At 65.3% G+C, this 26,130-nt stretch carries 16 protein-coding genes; 10 read left to right on the top strand and 6 right to left on the bottom strand.

The window, feature by feature from the left end; all coding sequences use genetic code 11:
- Positions 1–27 precede the first annotated feature (27 nt).
- The 4 genes from O6X71_RS09890 to O6X71_RS09905 form a co-directional block, all read right to left on the bottom strand.
- On the bottom strand, positions 28–645 hold the full coding sequence (locus O6X71_RS09890) for a TIGR02466 family protein (RefSeq protein ID WP_353465698.1): 618 nt from the start codon (positions 643–645) through the stop codon (positions 28–30).
- Positions 642–1,211: an aminoacyl-tRNA hydrolase gene (gene pth, locus O6X71_RS09895; protein ID WP_277983201.1), complete on the bottom strand. Its 570-nt coding sequence runs from the start codon at positions 1,209–1,211 to the stop codon at positions 642–644. Before pth ends, O6X71_RS09890 begins: the two co-directional genes overlap by 4 nt.
- A gap of 205 nt (positions 1,212–1,416) precedes the next feature.
- Entirely contained in the window at positions 1,417–2,115 is a 699-nt protein-coding gene (locus O6X71_RS09900) for a 50S ribosomal protein L25/general stress protein Ctc (RefSeq protein ID WP_277983200.1), read from the bottom strand.
- Positions 2,116–2,386: 271 nt separating this feature from the next.
- Positions 2,387–3,253, bottom strand: a complete 867-nt coding sequence (locus O6X71_RS09905; RefSeq protein WP_353465886.1) for a TraB/GumN family protein — start codon at positions 3,251–3,253, stop codon at positions 2,387–2,389.
- Positions 3,254–3,441: 188 nt separating this feature from the next.
- Here O6X71_RS09905 and O6X71_RS09910 point away from each other — a divergent pair, with 188 nt between their 5' ends.
- From O6X71_RS09910 to ppdK, 3 genes are all read left to right on the top strand, one after another.
- The gene (locus O6X71_RS09910; RefSeq protein ID WP_093398883.1) at positions 3,442–4,281 is read left to right on the top strand and encodes a glycine--tRNA ligase subunit alpha; all 840 of its coding nucleotides are present in this window, start codon (positions 3,442–3,444) and stop codon (positions 4,279–4,281) included.
- Between the two features lie 226 nt (positions 4,282–4,507).
- Positions 4,508–6,952: a glycine--tRNA ligase subunit beta gene (glyS, locus tag O6X71_RS09915; RefSeq protein ID WP_353465699.1), complete on the top strand. Its 2,445-nt coding sequence runs from the start codon at positions 4,508–4,510 to the stop codon at positions 6,950–6,952.
- Between the two features lie 92 nt (positions 6,953–7,044).
- Positions 7,045–9,708, top strand: a complete 2,664-nt coding sequence (gene ppdK / locus O6X71_RS09920; protein ID WP_353465700.1) for a pyruvate, phosphate dikinase — start codon at positions 7,045–7,047, stop codon at positions 9,706–9,708.
- 42 nt (positions 9,709–9,750) lie between these two features.
- On the opposite strand, the gene O6X71_RS09925 is transcribed toward ppdK, so the two are convergent.
- Positions 9,751–11,892 carry a GDSL-type esterase/lipase family protein gene (locus O6X71_RS09925; RefSeq protein WP_353465701.1) on the bottom strand — a complete coding sequence of 714 codons (2,142 nt, stop codon included), beginning with the start codon at positions 11,890–11,892 and terminating at the stop codon, positions 9,751–9,753.
- 39 nt (positions 11,893–11,931) lie between these two features.
- A complete protein-coding gene (locus O6X71_RS09930) occupies positions 11,932–14,055 on the bottom strand; it encodes an alpha-glucuronidase family glycosyl hydrolase (protein ID WP_353465702.1) in 2,124 nt (707 codons plus the stop codon).
- A gap of 154 nt (positions 14,056–14,209) precedes the next feature.
- On the opposite strand from O6X71_RS09930, the gene O6X71_RS09935 reads away from it, so the two are divergent.
- The 7 genes from O6X71_RS09935 (at position 14,210) to O6X71_RS09965 (ending at position 26,129) form a co-directional block, all read left to right on the top strand.
- On the top strand, positions 14,210–16,579 hold the full coding sequence (locus O6X71_RS09935) for a glycoside hydrolase family 3 N-terminal domain-containing protein (protein WP_353465887.1): 2,370 nt from the start codon (positions 14,210–14,212) through the stop codon (positions 16,577–16,579).
- A 10-nt stretch (positions 16,580–16,589) separates the two neighbouring features.
- The gene (gene manD / locus O6X71_RS09940) at positions 16,590–17,801 is read left to right on the top strand and encodes a D-mannonate dehydratase ManD (protein WP_353465703.1); all 1,212 of its coding nucleotides are present in this window, start codon (positions 16,590–16,592) and stop codon (positions 17,799–17,801) included.
- Positions 17,795–19,084, top strand: coding sequence for an MFS transporter (locus tag O6X71_RS09945; protein WP_353465888.1), 1,290 nt, complete (start codon positions 17,795–17,797; stop codon positions 19,082–19,084). The genes manD and O6X71_RS09945 overlap by 7 nt, the downstream gene beginning before the upstream one ends.
- Positions 19,081–20,493: a glucuronate isomerase gene (uxaC, locus tag O6X71_RS09950; protein ID WP_353465704.1), complete on the top strand. Its 1,413-nt coding sequence runs from the start codon at positions 19,081–19,083 to the stop codon at positions 20,491–20,493. Before O6X71_RS09945 ends, uxaC begins: the two co-directional genes overlap by 4 nt.
- A 359-nt stretch (positions 20,494–20,852) precedes the next feature.
- Positions 20,853–24,047 (top strand): TonB-dependent receptor, encoded by a 3,195-nt coding sequence (locus O6X71_RS09955; protein WP_353465705.1) that lies wholly within the window; start codon positions 20,853–20,855, stop codon positions 24,045–24,047.
- 313 nt (positions 24,048–24,360) lie between these two features.
- The gene (locus tag O6X71_RS09960; RefSeq protein ID WP_353465706.1) at positions 24,361–25,095 is read left to right on the top strand and encodes a SapC family protein; all 735 of its coding nucleotides are present in this window, start codon (positions 24,361–24,363) and stop codon (positions 25,093–25,095) included.
- Positions 25,092–26,129, top strand: coding sequence for a cupin-like domain-containing protein (locus O6X71_RS09965; protein WP_435368463.1), 1,038 nt, complete (start codon positions 25,092–25,094; stop codon positions 26,127–26,129). The genes O6X71_RS09960 and O6X71_RS09965 overlap by 4 nt, the downstream gene beginning before the upstream one ends.
- Position 26,130: the final 1 nt, after the last annotated feature.

The raw sequence follows: 26,130 nt of genomic DNA on the forward strand, positions 1-26,130 counted from the left end.
ACGCGGGCACCGGTGTTCGAGCATTGATCACCACCGATAATTGAAACTGATACTGATCCGTTCGCCGTCCATCTTTTTGGGGCCCGCATTCGTCACGACCTCATGCCGCAACCAGCTCTCCCACAGAAACACACTGCCCGGCTTAGGCTCCGCATAGACGAACGTCCGCAGATCCTCCGCAGCATCCTCCAGCCGCGTCGGCGCCGCCATCATCATCGGCAACCGCGGATCCTCCAGCTTCAGCGCCCCAGCCCCCTCCGGAATCGCCACGTACATCGTCCCGGAAACGACGCTATGCGGATGGATATGCCCCGAATGCGCGCCGCCCGGCTTCAGGACGTTCACCCAAAGACTGTCGAGCTTCAACTTCCGCCCGCCGAGATCAAACGCACAGTCCTTCGCGAACTGCGCGACATGCTTGTTCAGCAGCCGAACCAGATCCCCGAACCGTGGATCGCGCAGCGGCAGGTCGTTCAGCGACGCGTACGACGTATACCCGCGATACCCATGCGCCTTCGACCACGCGACGCCCGCGCGATCGGCCTTCGCCAGTTCGAGCGCGGCGTCCTCGAGTTCCTCGACCAGATCGTCGTCGCCGAGATCGGCCTCGTAGAACCGCGTGGCAAACAGGGAACGGGTGGTCATGGCTGCATCCTCAACGCGACATCGTTCATGAAGCGGACGTCGTCGCCTTCCGCCAGCCACTTGGCCTCCGCCGCGACCGCGCCGAGCATGTCGGACAGCGGCTCGATCTCGGCCTTCGCATAATTGCCGAGCACATAGCCGGTGACGCGATCCTTGTGCCCCGGATGCCCGATCCCCAGCCGCACGCGGCGAAACTCCGGTCCCAGATGCTGGTCTGTCGAGCGCAGCCCGTTATGCCCCGCGGTCCCGCCGCCGGTCTTCACCTTCACGCGGAAGGGCGCGATGTCGAGTTCGTCGTGGAACACCGTCAGCGCCTCGACGCCGAGCTTGTAGAACCGCAGCGCCTCGCCGATCGCGCGGCCGCTTTCGTTCATGAAGGTGGCTGGCTTCAGCAGCAGGATCTTCTCGGAGCCGATCCGCCCCTCCTGCGTCCAGCCCTGGAACTGCTTCTTGACCGCGCCGAAGCCGTGCACCTCGGCGATCGCGTCGGCGACCATGAACCCGACATTGTGCCGGTGCATCGCATATTGCGCCCCCGGATTGCCGAGTCCCGCCCAGATCTGCACGTGTGATTCTCCAAAAGACCGCGTCGGCCACGTAACCGTGTTCTCCTGCGAACGCAGGAGCCCAGGGTAACGGGCGGCGGCGCTGCGTGATCCTGGCCCCCCGCGTTCGCGAGGGAACAGAAGCGCAAGCCCCATAAAACGAAACGGGCGGGAAAGCCCTAGCTTTCCCGCCCGCCAGATCATCCTAAGACGAAGGGCTGAACCCTCAGTCCTTTTTCTGCGGCGTGATCTTGTCGTCGTCGTTGTCATCGTCGTTAGGCTCAACGACCGGTTCTTCCTCGGCAGCAGCCTCGGCAGCCTGTGCTTCGGCGACTTCGGCCTCAAGCTCTTCGTCCTCGACGGTCGGCACGGTCGGCGGCACGATCGTGGCGATCGCGAAGTCGCGGTCGTCGATCGCGGGCGTCGCGCCCTTGGGCAGCTTCACGTCGCTGATGTGAATCGAATCACCGATCTCCAGACCGGCGAGCGAAATCGTGATCTCGCTCGGGATGTCCGAAGCGTCGACGACCAGCTCGATCTCGTGACGCGTGATGTTGAGGACGCCCTTGCCCTTCTTGATGCCCGGCGCGTCGTCCTCGTCGGTGAACGCGATCGGCACCGCGACGGTGACGGTCGAATGCTCGCCGATGCGCAGGAAGTCGACATGGATCGGACGATCCGAAACCGGGTGGAACGAGACGTCCTTCGGCAGCGTGCGCACGCCGTTGACCATCACGACGGAATTCATGAAGTGGCCGGTCATCAGCGCCTTCATCAGCGCCTTTTCCTCGAGGTGAACCGAGGTTGGTTCCTGGTTCAGGCCGTAGATCACGGCAGGCACGCGGCCATCACGACGCAGCGCCCGGGAGGCTCCCTTGCCAACCCGGTCACGCGTCTCGGCTGCGAGCGTCAACTGGTCGCTCATCTGTATTCTCCGAAACTCGTTTGTTGTCCTTCCCGCCCACGCCTCCAGGGATGACCATGGACCGGAAGCGCGGGCGCATAGCGGAAAGCAGCGTTAGAATCAACTAAACCTGTACCCTCGCCCCTCCGGGGAGAGGGAGGGGCCCGCGTGCGCTTGCACGTGGGAGGGTGAGGGGCAGTGAGGCTCGAGACGTTCGCGCCAACTCCCCCTCACCCTTCCGTCGCAAGTGCTCCTCCCTCCCTCTCCCCGAGGGGAGAGGGACTCGGGTAGCTCAATACCTGACGCGTTCCGCCTTCACGCCAAGCTTGGCCAATTGCGCCTGAACGCTGTCCTTACCCGCCAGATGCCCGGCACCGACCGCGATAAACACCGTCCCCGGCGACTTCATCCGGTTCGCGACCCACTCCGCCCACCGCGCATTACGGTCCACCAGCAGCACCTTCGCCACCTCCGGCGAGTCCTTCAAACTTTCGTTCATCTCTTTGGCGAGCGCCTCGGGATCCCCCTTCGCCCACTCGTCGACCATCGTCGCCATCGTGCTCTCCAGCTTAGGCAACTCGTCGATCGTGCTCCCCAGAAACTGGATCTGCGCCGTCTGAGACAACCCGCCGAAATACCCGAGCTGCTGCTCCGCCGTCTCGAGCCCGATCACCGGTTTGCCCGCAGCCTTCGCCGCCGCCGTGATCACCTGCTCAGGCCCGTTCGCCGAGTCGTACCCCATCTTGGACAGCGGCGCGATCGACAGGTTGGTCGCCGCCAGCCACGGCTTGAACCGATCGAACGCATTCGCCGGCAGTCCCAGATCGGTCACCGCCTTCGCATACGCCGCACGCTTGTCCGCGGGCAGCTGCTCGGTCAGCGTCGGACCGTCCTTCGACACCCCCGTCGCCATCACCAGCGACTGCATCTTCGCCGGATCGGGCATCACCAGCTCCAGCACCACCTGGTTCGACCGATCGAACGCGGTCTTCACCGCCTCGTCGAACCACGTCATGCCGGGCTTCAACACATGGATCGTCCCGAACAGGTAGATCGTCGTGTCTTTGTCCTTCACCACCCAAAGCGCCGGATCGGCATCGTTCGCGGCTTGCACAGGCTTCTGCGCGACCTGCGCACAGGCGGGCAGGGCGAACGCCATGGCGATGGCAGAGAGCGCGGATCGGAACGAAACGATCTTCGAAAACAGCTTCAAGGTGACGACATCCTTATCGTTGGTGCAGCCCATGTAGGACGCCCGACCGCAACGCACCACTTGCCTCCCGCACCCCCATCCGCCAAAGCCCGCGCGTGACCCAGCCCGTGATAAAGCCTCTTAGCTTCCAGCGCATGATCCTCACGCTCCACGATTACTGGAGCGAACACGGATGCCTGATCCTGCAGCCCTACGACATGGAAATGGGCGCGGGCACCTTCCACACCGCCACGACGCTCCGCGCGCTCGGACCGAAACCGTGGAACGCCGCGTTCGTCCAGCCCTGCCGCCGCCCGACCGACGGCCGCTACGGCGAGAACCCCAACCGGCTCCAGCATTACTACCAGTATCAGGTCATCCTGAAGCCGAGCCCCGCCAACCTCCAGGAACTCTACCTCGGCAGCCTGGCCGCGATCGGCATCGACATGCTGAAGCACGACATCCGCTTCGTCGAAGACGATTGGGAAAGCCCCACGCTCGGCGCCTGGGGGCTCGGCTGGGAAGTCTGGTGCGACGGCATGGAGGTGACGCAGTTCACCTATTTCCAGCAGATGGGCGGCTTCGACATGAAGCCCGTCGCCGGCGAACTCACCTACGGGTTGGAGCGCCTCGCGATGTACATCCAGGACAAGGACTCGGTTTACGATCTCGCGTTTAACGATGCCGGGGTGACCTACGGCGACGTGTTCCTGGAGAACGAGCAGGAGATGTCGAAGTGGAACTTCGAGATCGCCGACACGGACTCGCTCTTCGACCAGTTCCGCAAGCACGTAGCGGAATGCGAGAACTCACTGGCCGCGAAGCTTCCGATCCCCGCCTACGAGCAAGCGATCAAAGCCAGCCACATCTTCAACCTGCTCCAGGCCCGCGGCGTAATCTCCGTAGCCGAACGCCAAGCCTATATGGGCCGCGTCCGCGACCTCGCCAAAGGCGCCTGCGCCGCCTGGATGGACAAGCACGGATGGGCAGCATGATGCGCTCGTTAGAAGGTGTGTTCACGCGGAGACGCGGAGACGCGGAGCAGAAGGTATGCAAGGTGTCGCATTTCCGCGTTCTTGGTCCCGGCGTCCAGCATGATGCGAGACGCCTGCGGCGTCGAGCAGCCGCGCGCAGCGCCCCGAACCTATCTTCTCCCCTTCTACTCCGCGTCTCCGCGTCTCCGCGTGAACCCAACTCCTTCTTCTTCGCGTGCGAACCCAAATGACCGACTTCCTCCTAGAACTCCGCTCCGAAGAAATCCCCGCCCGGATGCAGTCCAAGGCGCGTGAAGATCTCGCCAGGCTGTTCACCGCCGAGCTCGCCAAGGCCGGCATCGCCACCAGCGCTATCGTCACCTACGCGACGCCCCGCCGCCTGACGCTGATCGCGCGCGACCTGCCGCTCGAGACCGCCGCCGTCTCCGAGGAAACCAAGGGTCCCAAGACCTCGGCGCCACCCCAGGCGCTCGAAGGGTTCCTCCGCAAAACCGGCCTTACGCGCGAGCAACTCATAGACCGCAACGGCACGCTCTTCGCGGTCACCGAGAAACCCGGCCGCGCCACCGCCGCCGTTTTGGCCGAGGCGATCCCCGCGATCGTCCGCGCGTTCCCGTGGCCGAAGTCTATGCGCTGGGGGGATGCGTCGGCCAGCACTGAATCGCTCCGGTGGGTCCGCCCGCTGCAAGGCATCGTCGCGTTGCTCGGCGAAGAGATCGTGCCGTTCGAGATCGCCGGCATCGCAAGCGGCGCCGCAACGCTCGGCCACCGCTTTCACCACCCGTACCAGATCACGATCGGCGGCGCGCACGACTATGTCGAGAAACTGCGCGCCTGCCACGTCATCGTCGACCACGACGAACGCGCCACGCTGATCCGCGACCACGCCCGCGAAGCCGCGATGCAAGCCGGTCTCGAACTGATCGAGGACGAGGGTCTCGTCGCAGAGAATGCCGGCCTCACCGAATGGCCGATTCCCCTGCTAGGCCAGTTCGACCCCGCGTTTCTCGACGTCCCGCCCGAGGTGATCCAGCTCACGGCACGCGTGAACCAGAAATATTTCGTCTGCCGCGACGCTGACGGAAAATTGGCGAACGCGTTCGTCTGTACCGCTAACATCGACGCGAAAGACGGCGGCGCGAAGATCGTTGAGGGCAACCGCAAGGTCCTCGCCGCGCGCTTGTCGGACGCCAAGTTCTTCTACGACACCGACCTGAAGGTCCCGCTCGAAGAGCAGGCCGAGAAGCTGTCGAAGATCGTCTTCCACGAAAAGCTCGGCACCGTAGCCGACAAGGTCGACCGCCTCGCGAAGCTCGCCCGCTGGCTGGTAGAAGAGGGAATAATCCTCCCCGGAACGGGGAGGGGGACCAGCGAAGCTGGTGGAGGGGGGGCGCCACGAAGCGCAGCGCCCGCGGAGAACCCCCTCCACCCTCAGCCTGCGGCTGACGGTCCCCCTCCCCTTGCAGGGGAGGAATTGGCAGACCTAGCAGAACGCGCAGCCCGCCTCGCAAAGGCAGACCTCGTCACCGGCATGGTCGGCGAGTTCCCCGAGCTGCAAGGCCTGATGGGCGGCTACTACGCCGCCGCGCAGGGCGAGCACCCGTCCGTCGCCACCGCCATCCGCGACCACTACAAGCCGGTCGGCCAAGGCGACGACGTCCCCACCGACCCGGTAACGGTCGCGGTGAGCTTGGCGGACAAGCTTGATACGATTGTCAGCTTCTTCAGCGCGGACTTAAAACCGTCGGGTTCGAAGGACCCGTTTGCCCTACGTCGGTCAGCGCTGGGCGTTATTGCTTTGATCGTAAGTAACAAATTGCGACTGCCGATTAGCGAAGCCGTCAGTCATTCCATTCTCGAAATTGATCGCACGACGAAAGTTGATGCTTTCGGCATTCAGGTTGCCAATGTCGCAGAGGGGATTGATCGCCTACAACCCGAAGTAACGGGCGCCGAAAAAACTGCGCTAATGGCTTCACTGCGCTCTTCAATTGAGAGCAAAGAAACGGGTTACGAGGCCGAAGAGATTGTGGTCGCGCTTTATGAGCGGACTTATCCGGCTTTGCTCGACTTCTTCGCCGACCGCCTAAAAGTCCAACAACGCGAAGCCGGCGTCCGGCACGACCTGATCGACGCGGTATTCGCGCTCGGTGGCGAGGACGATCTCGTCCGCCTGCTCGCGCGCGTCCACGCGCTCCAGGCGTTCGTGACCACCGAGGACGGTGCGAACCTGCTCGCCGGCTATAAGCGCGCCGCTAACATCCTGAAGAAGGAAGCACCTTCTGCTCCCTCTCCCCCTCGGGGAGAGGGTAGGGGTGAGGGGCTGCCAAGCAGTGCAGCGCCCGGTACTGCCCCTCACCCCGACCCTCTCCCCGCAGGGGAGAGGGAGCAGGAGCAGGAAATGCTGTCCTACACCCCCGAACCCGCAGAGACGGCGCTGATGACCGCGCTCGACTCCGCCGAACCCCGCGCCACCGCTGCGATCGCGCGCGAGGATTTCGCCGCCGCGATGGCCGCGCTCGCCTCGCTCCGCGCGCCGATCGACGCGTTTTTTGATAGCGTTATCGTCAACGATTCCGACCCCGCCAAGCGCTCCGCCCGTCTCGCGCTACTTGAGCGAGTCCGTGCCGCAGTGCACAATGTCGCAGATTTTTCGAAGATCGAGGGCTGATTGGAGGCGAAGTGCAGATGGCTCCCAGCGTCTGCACTTCCTATACTTCACTTTTGCCCTGCTAATGAAAACAAGCACTTAGAGGACCGACCATGACCCAATATGTGTATCGCTTCGGCGGCGGTGTTTCGGATGGCGGCAAGGGCGACAAGAACCTGCTCGGCGGCAAGGGCGCGAACCTCGCCGAGATGGCGTCGATCGGCCTGCCGGTCCCGCCGGGCTTCACGATCTCGACCGATTTCTGCGCGGTCTATTACGACGAAGGCGGCCAGTTCCCGCAAGGCCTGCGCGATGAAGTCGCCACCGGCCTCGCGCACATCGAGGGCGTCACCGGCAAGACGTTCGGCGACCCCGCCGACCCGCTGCTCGTTTCCGTCCGCTCCGGCGCCCGCGCCTCGATGCCGGGGATGATGGACACCGTCCTCAATCTCGGCCTCAACGACGAGACCGTCGAAGGCCTCGCGGCGAAGTCCGAGGACGCGCGCTTCGCGTGGGACAGCTATCGCCGCTTCATCCAGATGTACGCCGACGTCGTCCTCGAACTGGATCACGGCGCGTTCGAGGAAGCGCTGGAGATCGCCAAGGAAGACCAGGGCTTCACGCTCGACACCGAACTCTCCGCCGACGACCTGCGCAAGCTCGTCGCCGAATATAAGGCCCTCGTCGAGAAGCTCTGGGGCAAGCCCTTCCCGCAGGACGTCCACGACCAGCTCTGGGGTGCGGTCGGCGCGGTGTTCGGTTCGTGGCAGTCCGAGCGGGCGAAAGTCTATCGCCGCCTCAACGACATCCCCGGCGGCTGGGGGACCGCGGTCAACATCCAGGCGATGGTGTTCGGCAACATGGGCGACACCTCGGCCACCGGCGTCGCGTTCACGCGCGACCCATCGAAGGGCGACCGCGCCTATTACGGCGAATTCCTGATCAATGCGCAGGGCGAGGACGTCGTCGCCGGCATCCGCACCCCGCAATACCTGACCAAGACCGCGCGCGAAGACGCCGGCGCCAAGCCCGCCTCGATGGAAGAGGCGATGCCCGAGGTCTACACCCAACTCGCCGACGTGTTCGACACGCTCGAGAACCACTACCGCGACATGCAGGACATCGAGTTCACGGTCGAGAAGACCAAGCTCTGGATGCTGCAGACGCGCGCCGGCAAGCGCACCGCCAAGGCCGCGCTGAAGATCGCCGTCGACATGGCGAACGAAGGCCTCATCACCCGCGAGGAGGCAATCCTGCGCATCGAGCCGATGGCGCTCGACCAGCTGCTCCACCCGACGCTCGATCCCAAGGCGACGCGCGACGTGCTCACCAAGGGCCTCCCCGCATCGCCGGGTGCGGCCTCGGGTGCGGTCGTGTTCGACGCCGATGCCGCCGAGAAGAAGGCCGCCGATGGCGTGGCGGTCATCCTGGTCCGCACCGAGACCTCGCCCGACGACATCCACGGCATGCACGCGGCCAAGGGCATCCTCACTGCGCGCGGCGGGATGACGTCGCACGCCGCCGTCGTCGCACGCGGCATGGGGCGCCCCTGCGTCTCGGGCGCCGGCACGCTCTCCATCGACGCCAAGGCGAAGATCATGCGTTGCGGCGGCCGCGAGGTGAAGGAGGGCGACCTGCTCACCATCGACGGCACTACCGGCGAAGTGATGATCGGCGCGGTGGCCACGGTTCAGCCCGAGCTGTCGGGCGATTTCGCGACGCTGATGGTGTGGGCCGACGAGGTCCGTCGCCTGAAAGTCCGCGCCAACGCCGAGACGCCGGAAGATTGCCGCGTCGCGCGCGAGTTCGGCGCCGAGGGCGTCGGCCTGTGCCGCACCGAGCATATGTTCTTCGAGAGCAGCCGCATCACCAACGTCCGCCAGATGATCCTGGCGAGCGACGAGAAGGGCCGCCGCGTCGCACTCGAGAAGCTGCTCCCCGAACAGCGCAGGGACTTCACCGAAATCCTCGAGGTGATGGCGGGGCTCCCGGTGACGATCCGCCTGCTCGATCCGCCGCTCCACGAATTCCTCCCCCACGAGGAATCCGAGTTCGCCGAAGTCGCCACCGCGGCGGGCGTCGACGTCGACACCCTCAAGCGCCGCGCGGCCGAGTTGCACGAGTTCAACCCGATGCTCGGCCACCGTGGCTGCCGTCTCGGCGTGACCTATCCCGAAATCTACGAGATGCAGGCGCGTGCGATCTTCGAGGCGGCGGTCGACGTCGCCGAGAAGTCCGGCGCGGCCCCGATCCCCGAAGTCATGATCCCGCTCGTCGCCACCCGCCGCGAGCTGGAGCTGATGAAGGCCGTCGTCGACAAGGCCGCGCAGGCCGTGTTCGCCGAAAAGGGCCGCACGATCGAGTATCTCGTCGGCACGATGATCGAGCTCCCCCGCGCAGCCCTCCGCGCCGGCGAGATCGCGGAAGTCGGCGAGTTCTTCTCGTTCGGCACCAACGACCTGACGCAGACCACGCTGGGCGTCAGCCGAGACGACGCCTCGCGCTTTCTCGGCGCCTATGTCGAGCAGGGCATCTACGCGAAGGACCCGTTCGTCAGCATCGACGTAGAAGGCGTCGGCGAACTGATCGAAATCGCAGCGGAACGTGGGCGCAAGACGCGCGCCGGCATCAAGCTCGGCATCTGCGGCGAACACGGCGGGGACCCGGCAAGCATCGCGTTCTGCGAAAAGGTCGGCCTCGATTACGTCTCGGCCAGCCCCTACCGCGTCCCGATCGCGCGTCTGGCGGCAGCACAGGCGGCGCTCAACAAGAAGTGACGTGAAACCCCTCTCTCCCGAGCCTCGGGAGAGGGGCGGTAATCAGCTACAAAGGCCCGCCGGCGGACCCACCAGTGCAGGCAGGGCAGGCGGGCCGGCGAGCGACGGTGTCGGTCCCGGCAGCGAAAGGTCGATGGCCCGAGCATAATACGGATCGGCTTCCGCCTCGGGCAGTGTCACGAAACGGAACCCCATCTCGCGGTACAGCGCGAGTAGCTTAGGCAGCATCCGCGCATCGAACGCGCCGACATGCATCAGCAGGACATAGGGAATATCCCGCCCAACCTGAGCCTTGGCCCGCGCCCGTGCCGCCAATGCGGCAGCGCGCGCTTCGCCCAGAAAGCTGGCCTCCAGCGCGGCGATCGCACCCACATCCCGCTTGACCGAGCAAGCAGCATAAACCGGGTTCCAGCTGAAATCGTTGAAGCTCATAGTCACCGCCGCAACCCGATACCCGCGAGCCCTAAGGTCAGCACGAGCCGCGTCGCGAACTGCCGATGTGCTACCCTCAGAAAGGAACGGATACCGAAACCAGTGCCAATCGGTTCCCTTGGCGGTAGCAGCAAGCGGCGCTTCGTTCCGCACCACATCGGCGGAAAACGCAGCTGCGCCCACCTTGTCGAGATTGGCATGCGAATAAGTGTGGTTGCCAAGTGGTAGTCCGGCAGCACGCCAAGTCGCGATCGCCCCAGCAGCATCGTCCGGCGCATCCAGCCCGAAACCCGCGTTCAGAAACCCGAACGCCGGCGCCCTCGCAGCGGCAAGCGCCCCGGTAATCGCCCGGATCACATCCACCCGAGTCTGCCCCGGCACGAGCGGACCATGAGCAGGAATATCGTCGAAGGTGATCGCGATGGCAGGCCTCTTGGCCACGCCGCGCTCGGAAGGACCGACCGGCACCGGAGCCGTAGCGCCAATCACCGATCGCGACCGGGTCGACGCGCGTGCGCCGCCAAACAGACTCAGCGGTACGGCTTCACCCATCGTCTTATAGCCAGCCTCCGACGGGTGCAGGTGATCCCCCGAATCATACGCGGGAGACAGCCGATCGGGATGTGCCGGGTCGCGCATCAACCGGTCGAAATCGATGACGGCGTCGAACACTCCGGACGTGCGGATGAAGCTGTTGACGGCCTGCCGATCTGCCTCGTTCTCCGCGGTCGGATGATAATAGGTGTTGCCGCCGAACGGCATCACCGTCCCCCCGATCACCTTGATCCCGTGAGCATGCGCCCGCGCTACGACCTGCGAGAAGCCGGCAGTGATCTGCGCGACGATCGCGGCATGTTGCGCAGGCGTGGCGGGTGCTTCGCGCGTCAGGACGCCAAGGTCGTTGATGCCCTCCAGCACGATCGTCCAGCGCACGCCGCTGCGCGCGATGACGTCGCGATCGAAGCGCGCGAGCAGATTGGGGCCGAGCCCGTCCAGCAACACGCGATTGCCGCCGATCCCCGCGTTGACGACGCCGATCGCTCGCGTTGCCGTCGTTCCGCGAAGTCTTTGCGCCAACACATCGGGCCAGCGCGTGTTGTGCTCGGGCTTCACGCCATAGCCGTCGGTGATCGAATCGCCGATCGCCACGACCGTACCCGCAACCGGGCCACCCCCGACCTCGACATCCGCGAGTGCATACCAATGCGTGGTCGGCATCGCGCCCGCCAGCGTCCCGTCCGCCACCACGTTGCCGGCCACCGTGAAACTCGTCGAGCGGGAGCCGGGGTGGCCGGTCTGCGGGCTGGCGGCGTCCGGCAGATACAGGCTGATGGCGAGATCGGCACCGGCCGCGACGGGGAACGCAACAGGGTCGCTGTAGACCTCCGCGCCGGCCGGGATCATTGCGTCGCTCCGCCCCGAGAAGGTGAGCCGAGCACCGCCTTCGATTCGCGGCGTGCCGGGGAAGGCTGACCGGGCGAGGTGCGCACCGCCGATCGCGAGCGGGCGCGTGCCGAACGCGTTGGAAAGCCGAATGCGTACGCGTTCACCGCCGGCCGACACCCGCACCACTTGGCGCAGCGTGATCGCGCCGGCCCGATCGGCCGGGAGCGCATTGTCCCCCTCGGCGATCATCTGCGCCGACCCCCAGGTTGCAATCCAATGCGCGCCCCGAGCGGGCGTAGTGTCCCGCGCGCCTGCGCCCGTCACGATCAGCGCGCCCAACATCAGCGCTACCGGCCACCGTCTCATCATCGCGTCCTCATCTTCTTATCCAGTGTCAGCGTGCAGCTATTGCGGGTTGCCGGGCGCGTACGGAAAGCGCTGTGCCTTGTACCATGCCAAGTCATGTGCGGGTGCCGCGGCGCCCGCCGGTAGCGGCAGGCCGTTGACCGACATCCAATAGGCAAGGCTCGCATCGCGCCACCAGCGTGCCTCGCGCTCCTGGACCGCGAGATACGTCGCGGTCTTTGCCCAGCGCTCGGCATCGACCTTGGTCTTCACACCGTCCCACTGCCGACGCATGCCGGCCACGTAGCCCACGCCCGCATCGTAATCATGGACCATCTCCGCCCAGACCGAGCGCCCGGATGTCGTCCGATACGTCCACGGCACATGGTGGAACCACAACAGGTCGCGCTCGGGGGTAGTCGCAGGATCGGCCAGCTTGCGGGCAAGCTCGGGCGCGTATTGCGCAACCGCGTTGCTCCCGGTCTTGGTCCGGTCGAAGCCGATCCCGCCCTTGTCGGCGCGGTGGTAATAGACCGGGTTCCATTCGGGGCGCTTGAGGTCGGCCACCCACGGGCCGGGGCCGTAATGGTGACCCGTCGCCATGACGTGCGCGAGGCCGAGCGGTGTCATGTAGTCGACTACCGCCTCGCGCGATCCCATCATCATCGCGACCACCGGATCGACGACGGCGGGGGAGGGGGCGAAGGTCATTGCCGCCCATTCGCGCGCCACGGGTGCGGCGCCTAGCGTCGGATCCCACGCCATCCGACCGAACGCGTACCAGTTCGCCTGGTTGAAGGTGGAGCCCGCCCAGTCGCGGTCGCGGCCGATATTCGCCACGCCCGCCATCCCGGTAAGTCTATGGCCTTCGACCGAGCCATCGACGACCTTCGCCACGGTTTCGCCGGGCGTCCGCATCGTTTCGCTCGCCAGCGTTTCGGCGAACAGCGGCCCAAGATAGGCGAGGTGCGTCGCGAAGCCGAGATACTCCTTGGTGATCTGGAATTCGATCATCAGCGGCGTCTTGGGCATCGCCCCGAACAGCGGGTGGAACGGCTCGCGCGGCTGGAAGTCGATCGCGCCGTTCTTGACCTGGACGATGACGTTCTTGGCGAACTTGCCGTCGAGCGGCTTAAACTCGGTATACGCCTGTTTCGCGCGGTCGTCGGGGTCGGTCTCGGCGTAGACGAACGCGCGCCACATCACGATCCCGCCATGCGGCGCGACCGCAACGGCGAGCATGTTGGCGCCGTCCGCGTGGCTGCGGTGGTAATCGCGCGGGCCAGGCTGACCCTCGCTGTTCGCCTTGACCAGAAAGCCGCCGAAATCGGGAATGCTGCGATAGATCTCGTCGGTCTTTGCCTTCCACCACGCAGCGACCTGCGGATCGAGCGGATCGGCGGTCTTCAAACCGCCGAGTTCGATCGGCGCTGAGAACCGTGCCGACAGATATACCTTTATGCCGTACGGCCGGAATACTTCGGCAAGCGCAGCAGCCTTGGCGATATACGGCGCGGTCAGGCTTTCCGCCTTCGCGTTGACGTTGTTGAGGACGGTACCGTTGATCCCGATCGACGCGTTGGCGCGCGCGTAATCGGTGTAGCGCGGGTCGCGGAAATCGGGGAGTGTCCACCAGTCCCACAGCGACGCGCCGGCATAACCACGCTCGACCACGCCATCCAGATTGTCCCAATGGTTGAGCACGCGCAGCTTCACGCGAGGTGTGGATGTCAGGTCGATCCGGTCGAGGCTGCCCCCAGTCTGGATATGTCGCAGCAACGCGAAGCTACCATAGAGTACGCCGCGATCGGTGTTGGCGGTGACGAGCAGGACACGGCGGGACCCGAGCGTGACTTGTCCAACGCGGTACCCCTCATCGCCGAGCGCTGCCAGGGGAAGGCGGAGTGCGGCGACGTCGGGATCGTTGGTGGTGGCCAGCAGGATTGTGGGCGTGCTCGTGCCGAACAGACTCACGCCGCGACGCAGTTCTGCTGCTGCTGCCTTGAGCGTAGGCGTATCGCCGCGCGCTTCGATCGTGGGTGCGCCGCGCGCGCCTGTCGTCGCCGAAGCCGGATATCGGAGCCAGAGATCATAGCCATCCTCAGCTTGCGCCGGTCCGGTCAAACCAATTATCGCTCCGAACAGAAGCGCGAACTTACCGATCCATCGGCCGAATATCGTCATAATCCTCTCCCGCCGTTCCGCACCACATTGACAGGATCGCGGATGATCAGCCATGTTATCGCTATCACGACGACGGCTTCGACAGCAATGCCGCGTTTCATATTAGGAGATAATCTTGGCCGGTACGAAGACAGCAGGGAACGCGCCGACCATGATGCCGACCCGGCGTGACCTTTTCGGCCTGCTCGGCTCGGTCTCCATTACAGGGCTCATTCCCGGCGTTGCGTACGCCGCGACCGCGTCACCAACCTACCGCGATCCCCGCGCGCCGGTCGATCTTCGGGTCCGCGACCTGATGGCACGGATGACGCTGGAGGAGAAAGTTGGCCAGACCATTTCCCTGTGGGCGACCAAGGCCGACGTGATGGTGCCGGGTGGGCTTGATTTCGATCCGGCGCGCGCGACCGCGGCGTATCCGGCGGGGTTCGGTCAGGTCACGCGACCGTCCGACAAGCGCGGCGGCCCTTCGGTCGCGGTAACGGCCGGCGGCACCGGGGCCGCGTGGCGGGGGACAGCTTCGACGATCGCGTTCGTCAACGCGGTCCAGCGTTGGGCGCGCGGCACGCGGCTCGGCATCCCGGTGATCTTCCACGAGGAATCGCTGCACGGCTACATGGCGCCCGACGCGACGATGTTCCCGCAGGCGATCGGCATGGCCGGCAGCTTCGATCGCGACCTAGTGCGGCGCGCGCAGACGATCATTGGTCGCGAAGTACGCGCGCACGGCAGCCACCTCTCGCTGTCGCCGGTCGTCGATATCGCGCGCGACCCGCGCTGGGGCCGGATCGAGGAGACGTTCGGCGAGGACCCGTATCTGTGCGGCGAGATGGGGGTCGCCGCGGTCGAGGGCCTGCAGGGCGACAGCACGACGCTGGCGCCGGGCAAGGTTTTCGCGACGCTGAAGCATATGACCGGCCACGGCCAGCCCCAGGCGGGCAACAATATCGGCCCCGCACCGATCGGCGAGCGCGAACTGCGCGAGAGCTTCTTCCCGCCGTTTCGCGCGGTCGTGACGCGGACCGGGATCGGCGCGGTGATGCCATCGTATAACGAGATCGATGGCGTCCCGAGTCATGCGAACCACTGGCTGCTCGGCGACGTGCTGCGCGGCGAATGGGGATTTTCGGGCGGGATCGTCAGCGATTATGGCGCGATCGAGGAACTCGACACGATCCACCACGTCGCGCGTGACCTGAACGGGGCGGCGAAACTCGCGCTGGCGGCCGGCGTCGACAGCGCGCTGCCCGACGGACTGGCCTACCGCACGCTCCCCGCCCAGGTGCGCGCGGGGACGGTACCGATCGCGCAGGTCGACGCCGCCTGCGCGCGGATGCTGGCATTGAAGTTCCGCGCCGGCTTGTTCGAGGAGCCGCTGGTCGATCCCCGCGCCGCCGCTCGCCTGACCGGTAACGCGGAAGCGCGCGGCGTCGCGCTCGAGGCCGCCCGCAAATCGATGTGCCTGCTGACCAACGACGGTACGCTGCCGCTCGCGCCCAAGGGCAAGATCGCGGTGATCGGGCCCAATGCAGCGATCGCACGGCTCGGCGGCTATTCCGCGCCGCCGCGCCAGACAGTGTCGCTGCTCGACGGCGTGCGTGCGCTCGTGGGGAACGCAGCGACGATCGTCCATGCGCAAGGCGTGTTCATCACGCAGAGCGAGGACCGGTCGCAGGACGCGGTGCTGCTCGCCGATCCCGCCAAGAACCGCGCGCTGATCGCCGAGGCGGTCGAGGTCGCGCGGGGCGCGGACACGATCATCCTCGCGATCGGCGATACCGAGCAGACCAGCCGCGAGGGGTTTTCGAAGAACCATCTCGGCGACCGCACCACGCTCGACTTGCTGGGCGAGCAGAACGCGCTGTTCGACGCGCTCCATGCGCTGGGCAAGCCGATCGTCATCGCCGCGATCAACGGTCGTCCGCCGAGCTGGCCGGGCGTGATCGCAAACGCGAACGCGGTGCTCGAATGCTGGTATCCGGGGCAGGAGGGCGGCACCGCGATGGCCGAGGCGCTGTTCGGGCGGATCAACCCGGGCGCCAAGCTGCCCGTGACGGTGGTGCGCGAAGTCGGGCAGGTACCGCTCTATTACAACCGCAAGCCCTCGACCCAGCGCGGTTATCTGTTCGCGGAGACCGCGCCGCTGTTCCCGTTCGGGCACGGGCTCAGCTACACGCGCTTCGACGTCGGCGCGCCGCGGCTGTCGGCGGCGAAGATCGGGATCGCCGGCAGCGTCGGTGTGGAGGTCGACGTCGCCAATATCGGGCAACGCGCCGGCGACGAGGTCGTGCAGCTGTATGTGCGCGACCAGGTTTCGTCGGTCGCGCGACCGGTGATGGAGCTGAAGGGGTTCGAACGCGTGACGCTTGCGCCCGGCGAGCGGCGGACGCTGCACTTCACGCTCGGCCCCGACGCCTTCGCTCTGTGGGACGTCGACATGCGCGAGGTCGTCGAGCCTGGCCTGTTCACGATCATGGCTGGGCCGAGTTCGGCACAGCTGAAAACCGCCATCCTCGAAATCGCCTGAAGGACCTTCGATGCCCAAGATCGTTTCCGCCCGAGTCATCGTCACCTGTCCGGGACGCAATTTCGTCACGCTGAAGATCGAGTGCGACGACGGCACTACCGGGCTGGGCGACGCCACGCTCAACGGCCGCGAGTTGAGCGTCGCGAGCTACCTGACCGACCACGTCGTGCCGTGCCTGATCGGCCGCGACGCGCACCGGATCGAGGACGTCTGGCAGTATCTCTACAAGGGCGCATATTGGCGCCGCGGCCCGGTGACGATGGCGGCGATCGCTGCGGTCGACACCGCGCTCTGGGACATCAAGGGCAAGCTCGCGGGGTTGCCGGTGTACCAGTTGCTCGGCGGCGCGGCGCGCGATGCGTGCATGGTCTACGCGCACGCCAACGGCACGACGATCGAGGACACGATCGAGGTCGCCAAGGCCGAGCAGGCCAAGGGATACAAGGCGATCCGGCTGCAATGCGGCGTACCGGGGCTGGCCTCTACCTACGGCGTGGCCAAGCACGGCGCGCGCTACGAACCCGCCGATGCCGACCTGCCGAGCGAGAGCGTGTGGTCGACCGAGAAATACCTGCGCGTCGTCCCCGAATTGTTCAAGGCGGCGCGTGAGGCGATGGGCTGGGACGTGCATCTGTTGCACGATATCCACCACCGGCTGACGCCGATCGAGGCGGGGCGGCTCGGCAAGGCGCTCGAGCCGTATAACCTCTTCTGGATCGAGGACCCGACGCCGGCCGAGAACCAGGAGGCGTTCAAGCTGATCCGCCACCATACGACGACGCCGATCGCGGTGGGTGAGGTGTTCAATTCGATCTGGGACGCGAAGGACCTGATCCAGAACCAGCTGATCGACTATATCCGCGCGACCGTCGTGCATGCCGGCGGCATCACGCACCTGCGCCGGATCGCGTCGCTCGCCGACCTGTACCAAGTGCGGACCGGCTGTCACGGCGCGACCGACCTGTCGCCGGTGGCGATGGCGGCGGCGCTGCATTTCGGGCTGTCGGTGCCCAATTTTGGCGTGCAGGAGCATATGCCACACACCGACGAGACCGATGCGGTCTTCCCGCATGCATACAGCTTCGACGACGGCATGATGCATCCGGGCGAGGCGCCGGGGTTGGGCGTCGACATCGACGAGGAGCTTGCTGCGACCTACGACTATAAGCGCGCGTATCTCCCGGTCGCGCGTCTCGAGGATGGCACGCTGTGCAACTGGTGAACGAGCCCGCCGCTCCCGTCAGCGAGAAGCCGCGCGGTAAAGTGCGGTGGATCGTCTGCGCGCTGCTCTTCGCCGCCGTCGCGCTCAGCTATATCGACCGGCTCGTGCTGCCGGTGCTCAAGCCCGAATTGCAGGCGCGCTATAACTGGAGCGAGCAGGGCTATGCCGATCTCGCGATCGCGTTCCAGGCGGCGTACGGCATCGCCTATGTGCTGTTCGGGCGGTTCGTCGACCGGGTCGGCGCGAAGATCGGCTATGCGGTCGCGGTGAGTTTGTGGACGATCGGTCATGTCGCGCACGCGCTGTTCACCAGCGCGGGGATGATGATCTTCGCGCGAATCCCGCTCGCGATCGGCGAGGCTGGTGCGTTTCCCGCCGCGCTAGCGGCTGCGAACGAATGGTTTCCGCAACGCGAGCGTGCGCTGGCGATCGGCATCTTCAACGCCGGCTCGAACGTCGGGGCGATCCTCACGCCGTTGATCGTGCCGGTGATCGCGGTGACGTTCGGCTGGCGGATGGCGTTCATCGCGACCGGCGCGCTGACCGTGATCTGGCTGGTGGCTTGGCTCGCTTTCTACCGATCGCCGCGCAAGCACCGACGCGTCACGCCCGAGGAACTGGCCTGGATCGAGGCCGATCCCGTGCCCGCTGCCAAGCCGGTCCGCTGGCGCACGCTGCTGCGGTTGCGCCAGACGTGGGCGTATATGCTCGGTCGTTTCCTGATCGATCCGGTGTGGTGGACGTTCCTGTTCTGGCTACCCGACTTCTTCAACCGGCAATACGGCGTGAAGATGCTCGATTTCGGTCCGCCGCTGGTCGCTGTGTACGTGCTGGCCGATGTCGGATCGGTCGCGGGCGGCTGGTTCTCGTCGCGGCTGCTGGCACGCGGCCAGACGCCGAACCGCGCACGGAAGACCGCATTGTTCGCCTGCGCGCTGTTCGCCCTGCCGATCATCTTTGCCGCGCAGGCACCCGGCCTCTGGTGGGCGGTCGCGGCGATCGGCCTTGCGTGCGCGTGTCACCAGGGCTTCTCCGCCAATGTCTACGCGATCCCCGGCGACCTGTTTCCGCGCGGCATGGGCGGATCGGTGATCGGTCTCGGCGGACTGGCGGGAGCGTTCGGCGGCATGCTGATGGCCAAGTTCGCGGGCACGATCCTCGCCGGCGTCGGCAGCTATGGTCCGATCTTCGTGGTCGCCGGATGCGCCTATTTCGTCGCGTTGCTGGTTATCCATCTGCTCGTACCGCACTACACACCCGTCGATCCGGAACACCTCGCATGACCCATCCGCTACGCCTGCACCCCGACCGCCTGTTTCCCAGCGACGGCCGTACTCGCGACATCGCGCGCGCGCTCCATGCGGACGTGAAGGACCTGCCGATCGTCAGTCCGCACGGCCATACCGATCCGGCTTGGTTCGCAAGGAACGAGGCGTTCAGCGATCCCGCCTCGCTGCTGATCGTGCCCGATCACTACGTGTTCCGGATGCTCTACAGCCAAGGCGTGCCGCTCGATGCGCTCGGTGTGCTAACTGTCGATGGCAGCGCGACCGCAACCGATCCGCGCGCGATCTGGAAAATCTTCGCGGCGAACTACCATCTGTTCCGCGGCACGCCGTCGCGGATGTGGCTCGACTGGGTGTTCGCCGAGGCGTTCGGCATCGACGTCCGCCTCGAACCCGCGACCGCGGACCTGTATTTCGACACGATCGATGCCGTGCTGAAGACCCCCGAGTTCCGCCCGCGCGCGCTATTCGACCGGTTCGGCATCGAACTGATCGCGACCACCGAAAGCCCGCTCGACCCGCTCGACCACCACGCCGCGATCCGTGCGAGCGACTGGAACGGCCGCGTCGTCACCGCCTATCGTCCCGACCCGGTCGTCGATCCCGAGACGCCGGGCTTCGCCGCCAACGTTCGCCACTTCGGCGAGACCGCGAACGAAGATGTCGGCAGCTACGCGGGCTATCTCGCGGCGCACCGCTTCCACCGCGCGCGCTTCCGCGATGCTGGCGCGACCTCGACTGATCACGGCCACCCGTCGGCGGCGACCGCGGACCTGACGCCTGCCGAAGCGGAAGCGCTCTACGCCCGCGTCATGGCCCAGCCGACCGCCGCGGACGCCGAACTCTTTCGCGCGCAGATGCTGACAGAGATGGCGGCGATGAGCGTCGAGGACGGCATGGTGATGCAGCTTCATCCCGCTGTGTCGCGTAGCCACAACGCATCGGTGCTGGCACGCTTCGGTCACGACAAGGGCGGGGACATCCCGCTGCCCGGCGAGTTCGTCCGTGCGCTGAAACCGCTGCTCGACCGGTTCGGCAACGATCCCCGCCTGACGCTGATCCTGTTCACGCTGGATGAGGATACGTATTCGCGCGAACTCGCCCCGCTCGCCGGCCATTATCCGTCGCTGCGACTCGGACCGCCTTGGTGGTTCCATGACAGTCCGGAGGGCATGCGCCGCTTCCGCGAACGCGCGACCGAGACCGCCGGTTTCTACAACACGGTCGGCTTCAACGACGACACCCGCGCCTTCCTCTCGATCCCCGCGCGCCACGACGTCGCGCGCCGGATGGACTGCGCGTTCCTCGCCAAGCTCGTCGCCGAACACCGGCTCGAAGAGGACGAGGCGCATGAGGTCGCCCGTGCGCTTTCGTATGACTTGGTCAAGCACGCCTATCGACTGTGAAGCATCTGAGCGCCGGGCCTTGGCGTTACTAGTGATTCGTCGACGATCCGATACCGAACGGGCGGCCGATACCTAAACCCGTTATGATTTCGATTTTGCGGCGGTGTAGCAGAAATAGCACAACGCCCTGGGAGTTCCGTTCGCGCTATTTTTGATCGCCGCTCCAAGGCATTGGTGTCATTCCGACTAACGCCAGCGGTCGTTTTGGCGGGTTTCAATGCGACCGCGATACCGCGCCTCTACTACCCCAAGATACTTGCCAACGTCCCTTAAGAGAATATGTTAGCGCTCGCACAGTCGGCGACGACCGACGTGCGTTTTCCGCGGACATCAGGGTCCGCGATCAAGGGGGGATGAACATGAAGGCTGATAGTCTTTCGTCGGCGCTCGCGCGCTCGGTATCCGTTTTAGCAGTGGCTAGCTGCCTCGCAGTGTCGGGGACGGCATTTGCGCAAACCCAGACGGGCGCCGAAGCCACGAATGCGCAGCCGACGACGGCACCGGGCACGACCGCCGATCCTGCGGCAGCGGCGGGTCAGTTGACCCAGCCACAGACCGCACCATCGTCCGAATCCGCACTGCCGGCGGTCGATAACGAGATCGTCGTCACCGGTGTCCGCGCCAGCCTTGAGCGGTCGATCGCGATAAAGCGCAATTCGACCGGTATCGTCGATGCGATTTCCGCGGAGGACATCGGCAAGTTCCCCGACACGAACCTCGCCGAGTCGCTGCAGCGGATCACCGGCGTCTCGATCAACCGTACCAATGGCGAGGGCGCGCTCGTCACCGTTCGCGGGTTCGGCCCGAGCTACAACCTCGTCACCTTGAACGGCCGTCAGCTCGCGACCGCGAACGTGCAGGTCGTCGGCGGCGATCAGAATTCCGACAGCGCGCAGGGTGCAAGCCGTTCGTTCGACTTCTCGAACCTCGCCTCTGAAGGCGTCCGTACGCTGGAGGTCTACAAGACCGGTCGCGCGTCCGTCCCGACCGGCGGCATCGGTGCGACGATCAACGTCGTCACCCGTCGCCCGCTCGACGGCAAGGGCGGCCTGACGGGCAGCATCGGTGTGAAGGGCGTGTACGACACGAGCACCAATGGCTGCCTGGATTGCGGCTCGAAGGTAACTCCCGAGTTGTCGGGCGTGCTGAGCTGGGCCGATCCGACCGACCGGTTCGGCGTCTCGCTGTTCGGCAGCTACCAGAAGCGCAATTTCACTTCGATCGCGGCGACGTCCAACGACTGGAACGTTCAGTCGTACACCGATTTCTTGGCGGGTGGTTTCGTCAAAGGCGATGGCAGCACAAAAATCACGGGCGCGCCGACCAACCCGAACCAGCTCGTCGCGTTCCCCAACGACAGTCGCTATCACTATGCGGAAGGCAGTCGGGAACGCATCAACGGCCAGGCTGTCGTCCAGTTCAAGCCGATCGAGACACTGACGCTGACCGCGGACGCGCTGTTCGCCCAAAACAAGCAGAAGGAAATCCGCTCGGATCTCTCGAACTGGTTCAGCCGGCCGTTCGACGAAGTGCGGTTCGACGCGAACCCCGTGGTCGCCACCGCAAACTATCTGCACGAGACGATCAACGGCGCCAAGGACGAAGGGTTCGAGGCGCAGAACCGCGGTCAGAAGAGCCGGATCCAGGATTTCGGCCTGAACGGCAAATGGGAGATTACCGACAACTTCACGTTCAACTTGGATGGCCATTACAGCAAGGCATCCAGCCGTCCGGACAATCCCAACGGCAACAGCTCGACGCTGGTCGGCATGGCCGCCAATGTCGTCACCGCGCATTCGGTCGATTACACCGGCGCCATCCCGGTGCAGGACGTTACGCTCAACGGTCCACTGACGGTGAATCAGGTGGGCTCGCAGATCGGCCGTACCTATGCGTCCGCGCAGGATCAGCGCGTGAAGGAATTGCGCGGTGATTTCGGCTGGGATCTCGGCGGCGGCAGCCGCTTCGACTTCGGCGGCAATCTGCGCGATACGAACATGCACCAGACGCGGACTTCCACGCAGCAGGTTCTGGGCGACTGGGGCATCACCAACCCTGGCGATGTCGAGAAACAGGCACCCGGCGCGCTGCAGGCGTTCTGCTTGGTGTGCAAGTTCAAGCATTACGATCCAGGCAACGATCCGGAATCGCAGACTGCGTTCCGCGGTGATGCGGCCGCCATCTACTCGATACTGTCGCCGTTCTACGCCAAGGCCGGTAATCCGGTCGGCACCACGGCGACCGAAGACAACCGTGTCCGTGAGAAGATCTGGTCGGCGTACGGCCAAGTCACGTGGAAGGGCGATCTGGGGCCGTTGCCTGCGGTACTCGTCGCCGGCGTGCGCTACGAGCACACCAAGTCCACTTCGACATCACTGGTGGCCGTACCCGCCGCGATCAACTGGGTTTCGGATAACGATTATACCATCGTGATTTCGAACCAGAACAGCTTCCTGACGGACAGCGGGACGTACAATAACTTCCTGCCCTCAATGGATTTTCAGGTCGAGCTGAAGAACAACCTGATCGGTCGCCTGTCGTTCAGCAAGACGATTGCCCGGCCAGAATATAGCAACCTGTTCACGTCGACGAGCGTCGGTGCACCATCGCGGCCGGTCGCCAATGGCGGTCTCGCCACCGGATCGTCGGGCAACGCGAAATTGATCCCGCTGGAGTCGGACAATCTCGATGCGTCGCTCGAATGGTACTATAAGCCGGACAGCTATCTATCGTTCGGTGTCTTCGACAAGCGTGTCCGCAACTTCATCGGTAACGGCCAGACCTCGACCACGTTGTTCGGGCTGAGGGATCCGAGCTCGGGTGCTGCGGGAACACGCTCGGGCCAGGCCAAGGCCGCGTTGCAGGCTCTCGGTGCCGACCAGAGCGACGTGAACCTGTTTGCGCTGACGGCATTGCTCGACCAGACCGGCTCGATCGGTGCGGCGACCACGGTCTTCCAGGCCAATTACAACGCCGCTACTCGTTCGCTGAACGACGATTTCGTCAAGCAGATCAACAGCAGCCGCGATGTCATTGCCAACGGAACGGACGTCCTCTACCAGTTCCAGCTGACCCAGCCGATCAACAACAAGGATGCCGAGATCTACGGCTTCGAAGCGGCGGGGCAGCATTTCTTCGGATCGACCGGGTTTGGCGTCAGCGCGGCCTACACGCTGGTGCGCGGCGATGTCGGGTTCAACATCGGGGCGCCGACGACGGAAAACCAGTTCGCGCTGCTCGGCTTGTCGGATACGTTCAACGCGACGCTGATATTTGACAAATACGGCCTTTCGGCGCGGATCGCATATAATTGGCGCGACAAATTCCTGTCTGGGATCAATCGCGGCAATTCGAAAAATCCGGAGTTCACCAAGCCGTTCGGTCAGCTGGATGCGAACATAAGCTACGACATCACGCCTATGTTCGCGGTGTCGATCGAAGGCATCAACCTGACCGAGACCAAGCTCCGCACCTATGGCCGCGACGAGAGCGAACTCTGGTTCGGCCAGGAACTGCGGCGTCGCTTCCTACTTGGCGGTCGCTTCCGCTTCTAAAGGATGGTGCGAACCGGGGGCGGCAATATGACCCTCCCTCCCTTCGGGGGGAGGGCGTTCCCCCGTTGGTGCCGCCGATGCCGCTTTCGTGATCGTCGCCGTCGTTCCTGCCTGATGGGGGCACCATGGGAGGGCTTGCGAGTTTGCTGCGAGGTCCGCGCCACCCCTACGCAGGTCTGGTCTGGGCCGAGCAACGCGCTCGAGAACGTTCGCGTGTCGTAGGTCCAACTGTCTGCATTGGATTGCATGCCGCTGCGACGCTCTGCATGATGGCGTGGTTAGCGTTGGGCACATGGATATCGAAAGGCGCATCGTGACGCGTATTGTCCTTCTGAATAACGTCGATCACCAGGATCTGACGGTCGCGACGGGCCATGGTCCCGAGTTCGGCGACGCGGTGAACCAGGTGCTGGTCTTCCCGACCGAATGGCAGGATCTGCAACGTGAATACCCGATCCTGTTCCGACGCTCGGAGGAGGGGCGGTTCCAGTCGGTCGCACTCGTCGGGCTCGATCGGGACGAGAATCTGTTTCTCGGCGATGGCGTCTGGCACGCGCGCTATGTCCCGGCGCTGCATCAGCGGGGGCCCTTCTCGATCGGCCTGACCCGCGCCGAGGACGGCAGCGAAGCCGAGCCAATGGTCCACGTCGACCTTGATTCACCGCGTATCACCGCAGGGGGCGAGGGCGTTCCCGGGCAGATCGTCTTCCTGCCGCATGGTGGCAACAGTCCGTATCTCGATGCCGTGTCGGACGTGCTTGGCCGCATCCATGACGGAGTGATCGCGAACGACCCGATGTTCGACGCCTTCCAGGTCGAAGGCCTGATAGAGCCGGTCGCGCTCGAGATATTCCTCGACGAGACGAACAAATACACGCTCGACGATCTCTACACGATCTCGGCCGAACGGCTTGCCGCGCTCGATGGCGAAGCCCTGGCGCGCCTCCACGCCCCCGGATTTCTCCAACTCGCCTTCTTCGCGATCGCGTCGCTCGGGACCGTCTCGCGCCTGATCGAACTCAAGACCAGCCGGCTCGCGGCGCGGTGACCGACCGCGATACCTTGCCGGCCGTTCGCACGATCGAGGGGGCGAAACGGGGCGAGATCGACTTCGCCGCGCTGATCGAAGCTGGCGAACCGGTCGTGCTGAAGGCGGTGGCGACCGATTTGCCGCTGGTCGAGGTCGGGCGACAGGGCGCGGACGCGGCGATGGCGTATCTGTTGCGGTTCGATGCAGGACGTTCGGTGGTCGGCTTCGTCGGCGAACCGAAGATCGGCGGCCGCTTCTTCTACAATGACGACGTCACCGGCATGAACTACGCGGCGAGCCGCGCGCCGCTGGCCGATTATCTCGACTGGATCCGCGCGGGTGTCGCCGGAGACGAGGCGCCATCGGTGTATCTCGGCTCGACCGACGTCGACACGTTCTTCCCCGGTTTGCGCGCCGAGAACCCCGTCGTGGCCGAGGGCGACCTGCCCGGCTCAGGCACGCCGCTTGCCAGCCTCTGGATCGGCAACCGCACGACCGCGGCGGCGCACTGGGACATGTCGAACAACATCGCGTGCCCGCTGGTCGGCCGGCGTCGCTTCACGCTGTTCCCGCCCGATCAGGTCGCGAACCTGTATCCGGGGCCACTCGAACCGACGCCGGGCGGGCAGGTCGTCAGCATGGTCGATTTCGTCGCGCCCGAATTCGACCGCCATCCGGGCTTTCGCGACGCGCTGAGTACCGCTCGCGTCGCCGACCTCGATCCGGGCGATATCCTCGTCTACCCGGCCTTGTGGTGGCACCGGGTCGAGGCGCTCGACGACTTCAACGTCATGGTCAATTATTGGTGGAACGACGTGCCGGCGTTCGTCGATACGCCGATGACGACACTGCTCCACGCGATCCTTAGCCTGCGCGATCGTTCCGAGGGCGAGAAGCAGGCGTGGCGCGAACTGTTCGACTATTACGTCTTCGGCCCCGCCGAGCGCGCGAGCGAACACCTGCCGCCGCATGCCCGCGGTGCGCTCGCGCCGCTCGACGACACCGCCGCACGGCGATTGCGGGCGCAGGTCCTGCAACGCCTCAACAGATAGG

Origin of the sequence: Sphingomonas faeni (assembly GCF_040407505.1) — a bacterium.
GTDB classification, from domain to species: domain Bacteria; phylum Pseudomonadota; class Alphaproteobacteria; order Sphingomonadales; family Sphingomonadaceae; genus Sphingomonas; species Sphingomonas faeni_E.

Bases quoted from the DNA above. Each gene is read 5' to 3' on its own strand.
- ppdK (WP_353465700.1), top strand. From the start codon at position 7,045: ATGACCCAATATGTGTATCGCTTCGGCGGCGGTGTTTCGGATGGCGGC.
- O6X71_RS09935 (WP_353465887.1), top strand. From the start codon at position 14,210: ATGCCGACCCGGCGTGACCTTTTCGGCCTGCTCGGCTCGGTCTCCATT.
- O6X71_RS09890 (WP_353465698.1), bottom strand. From the start codon at position 645: ATGACCACCCGTTCCCTGTTTGCCACGCGGTTCTACGAGGCCGATCTC.
- O6X71_RS09955 (WP_353465705.1), top strand. From the start codon at position 20,853: ATGAAGGCTGATAGTCTTTCGTCGGCGCTCGCGCGCTCGGTATCCGTT.
- O6X71_RS09900 (WP_277983200.1), bottom strand. From the start codon at position 2,115: ATGAGCGACCAGTTGACGCTCGCAGCCGAGACGCGTGACCGGGTTGGC.
- O6X71_RS09925 (WP_353465701.1), bottom strand. From the start codon at position 11,892: ATGAGACGGTGGCCGGTAGCGCTGATGTTGGGCGCGCTGATCGTGACG.
- uxaC (WP_353465704.1), top strand. From the start codon at position 19,081: ATGACCCATCCGCTACGCCTGCACCCCGACCGCCTGTTTCCCAGCGAC.
- glyS (WP_353465699.1), top strand. From the start codon at position 4,508: ATGACCGACTTCCTCCTAGAACTCCGCTCCGAAGAAATCCCCGCCCGG.
- O6X71_RS09910 (WP_093398883.1), top strand. From the start codon at position 3,442: ATGATCCTCACGCTCCACGATTACTGGAGCGAACACGGATGCCTGATC.
- manD (WP_353465703.1), top strand. From the start codon at position 16,590: ATGCCCAAGATCGTTTCCGCCCGAGTCATCGTCACCTGTCCGGGACGC.
- O6X71_RS09930 (WP_353465702.1), bottom strand. From the start codon at position 14,055: ATGACGATATTCGGCCGATGGATCGGTAAGTTCGCGCTTCTGTTCGGA.
- O6X71_RS09905 (WP_353465886.1), bottom strand. From the start codon at position 3,253: ATGGCGTTCGCCCTGCCCGCCTGTGCGCAGGTCGCGCAGAAGCCTGTG.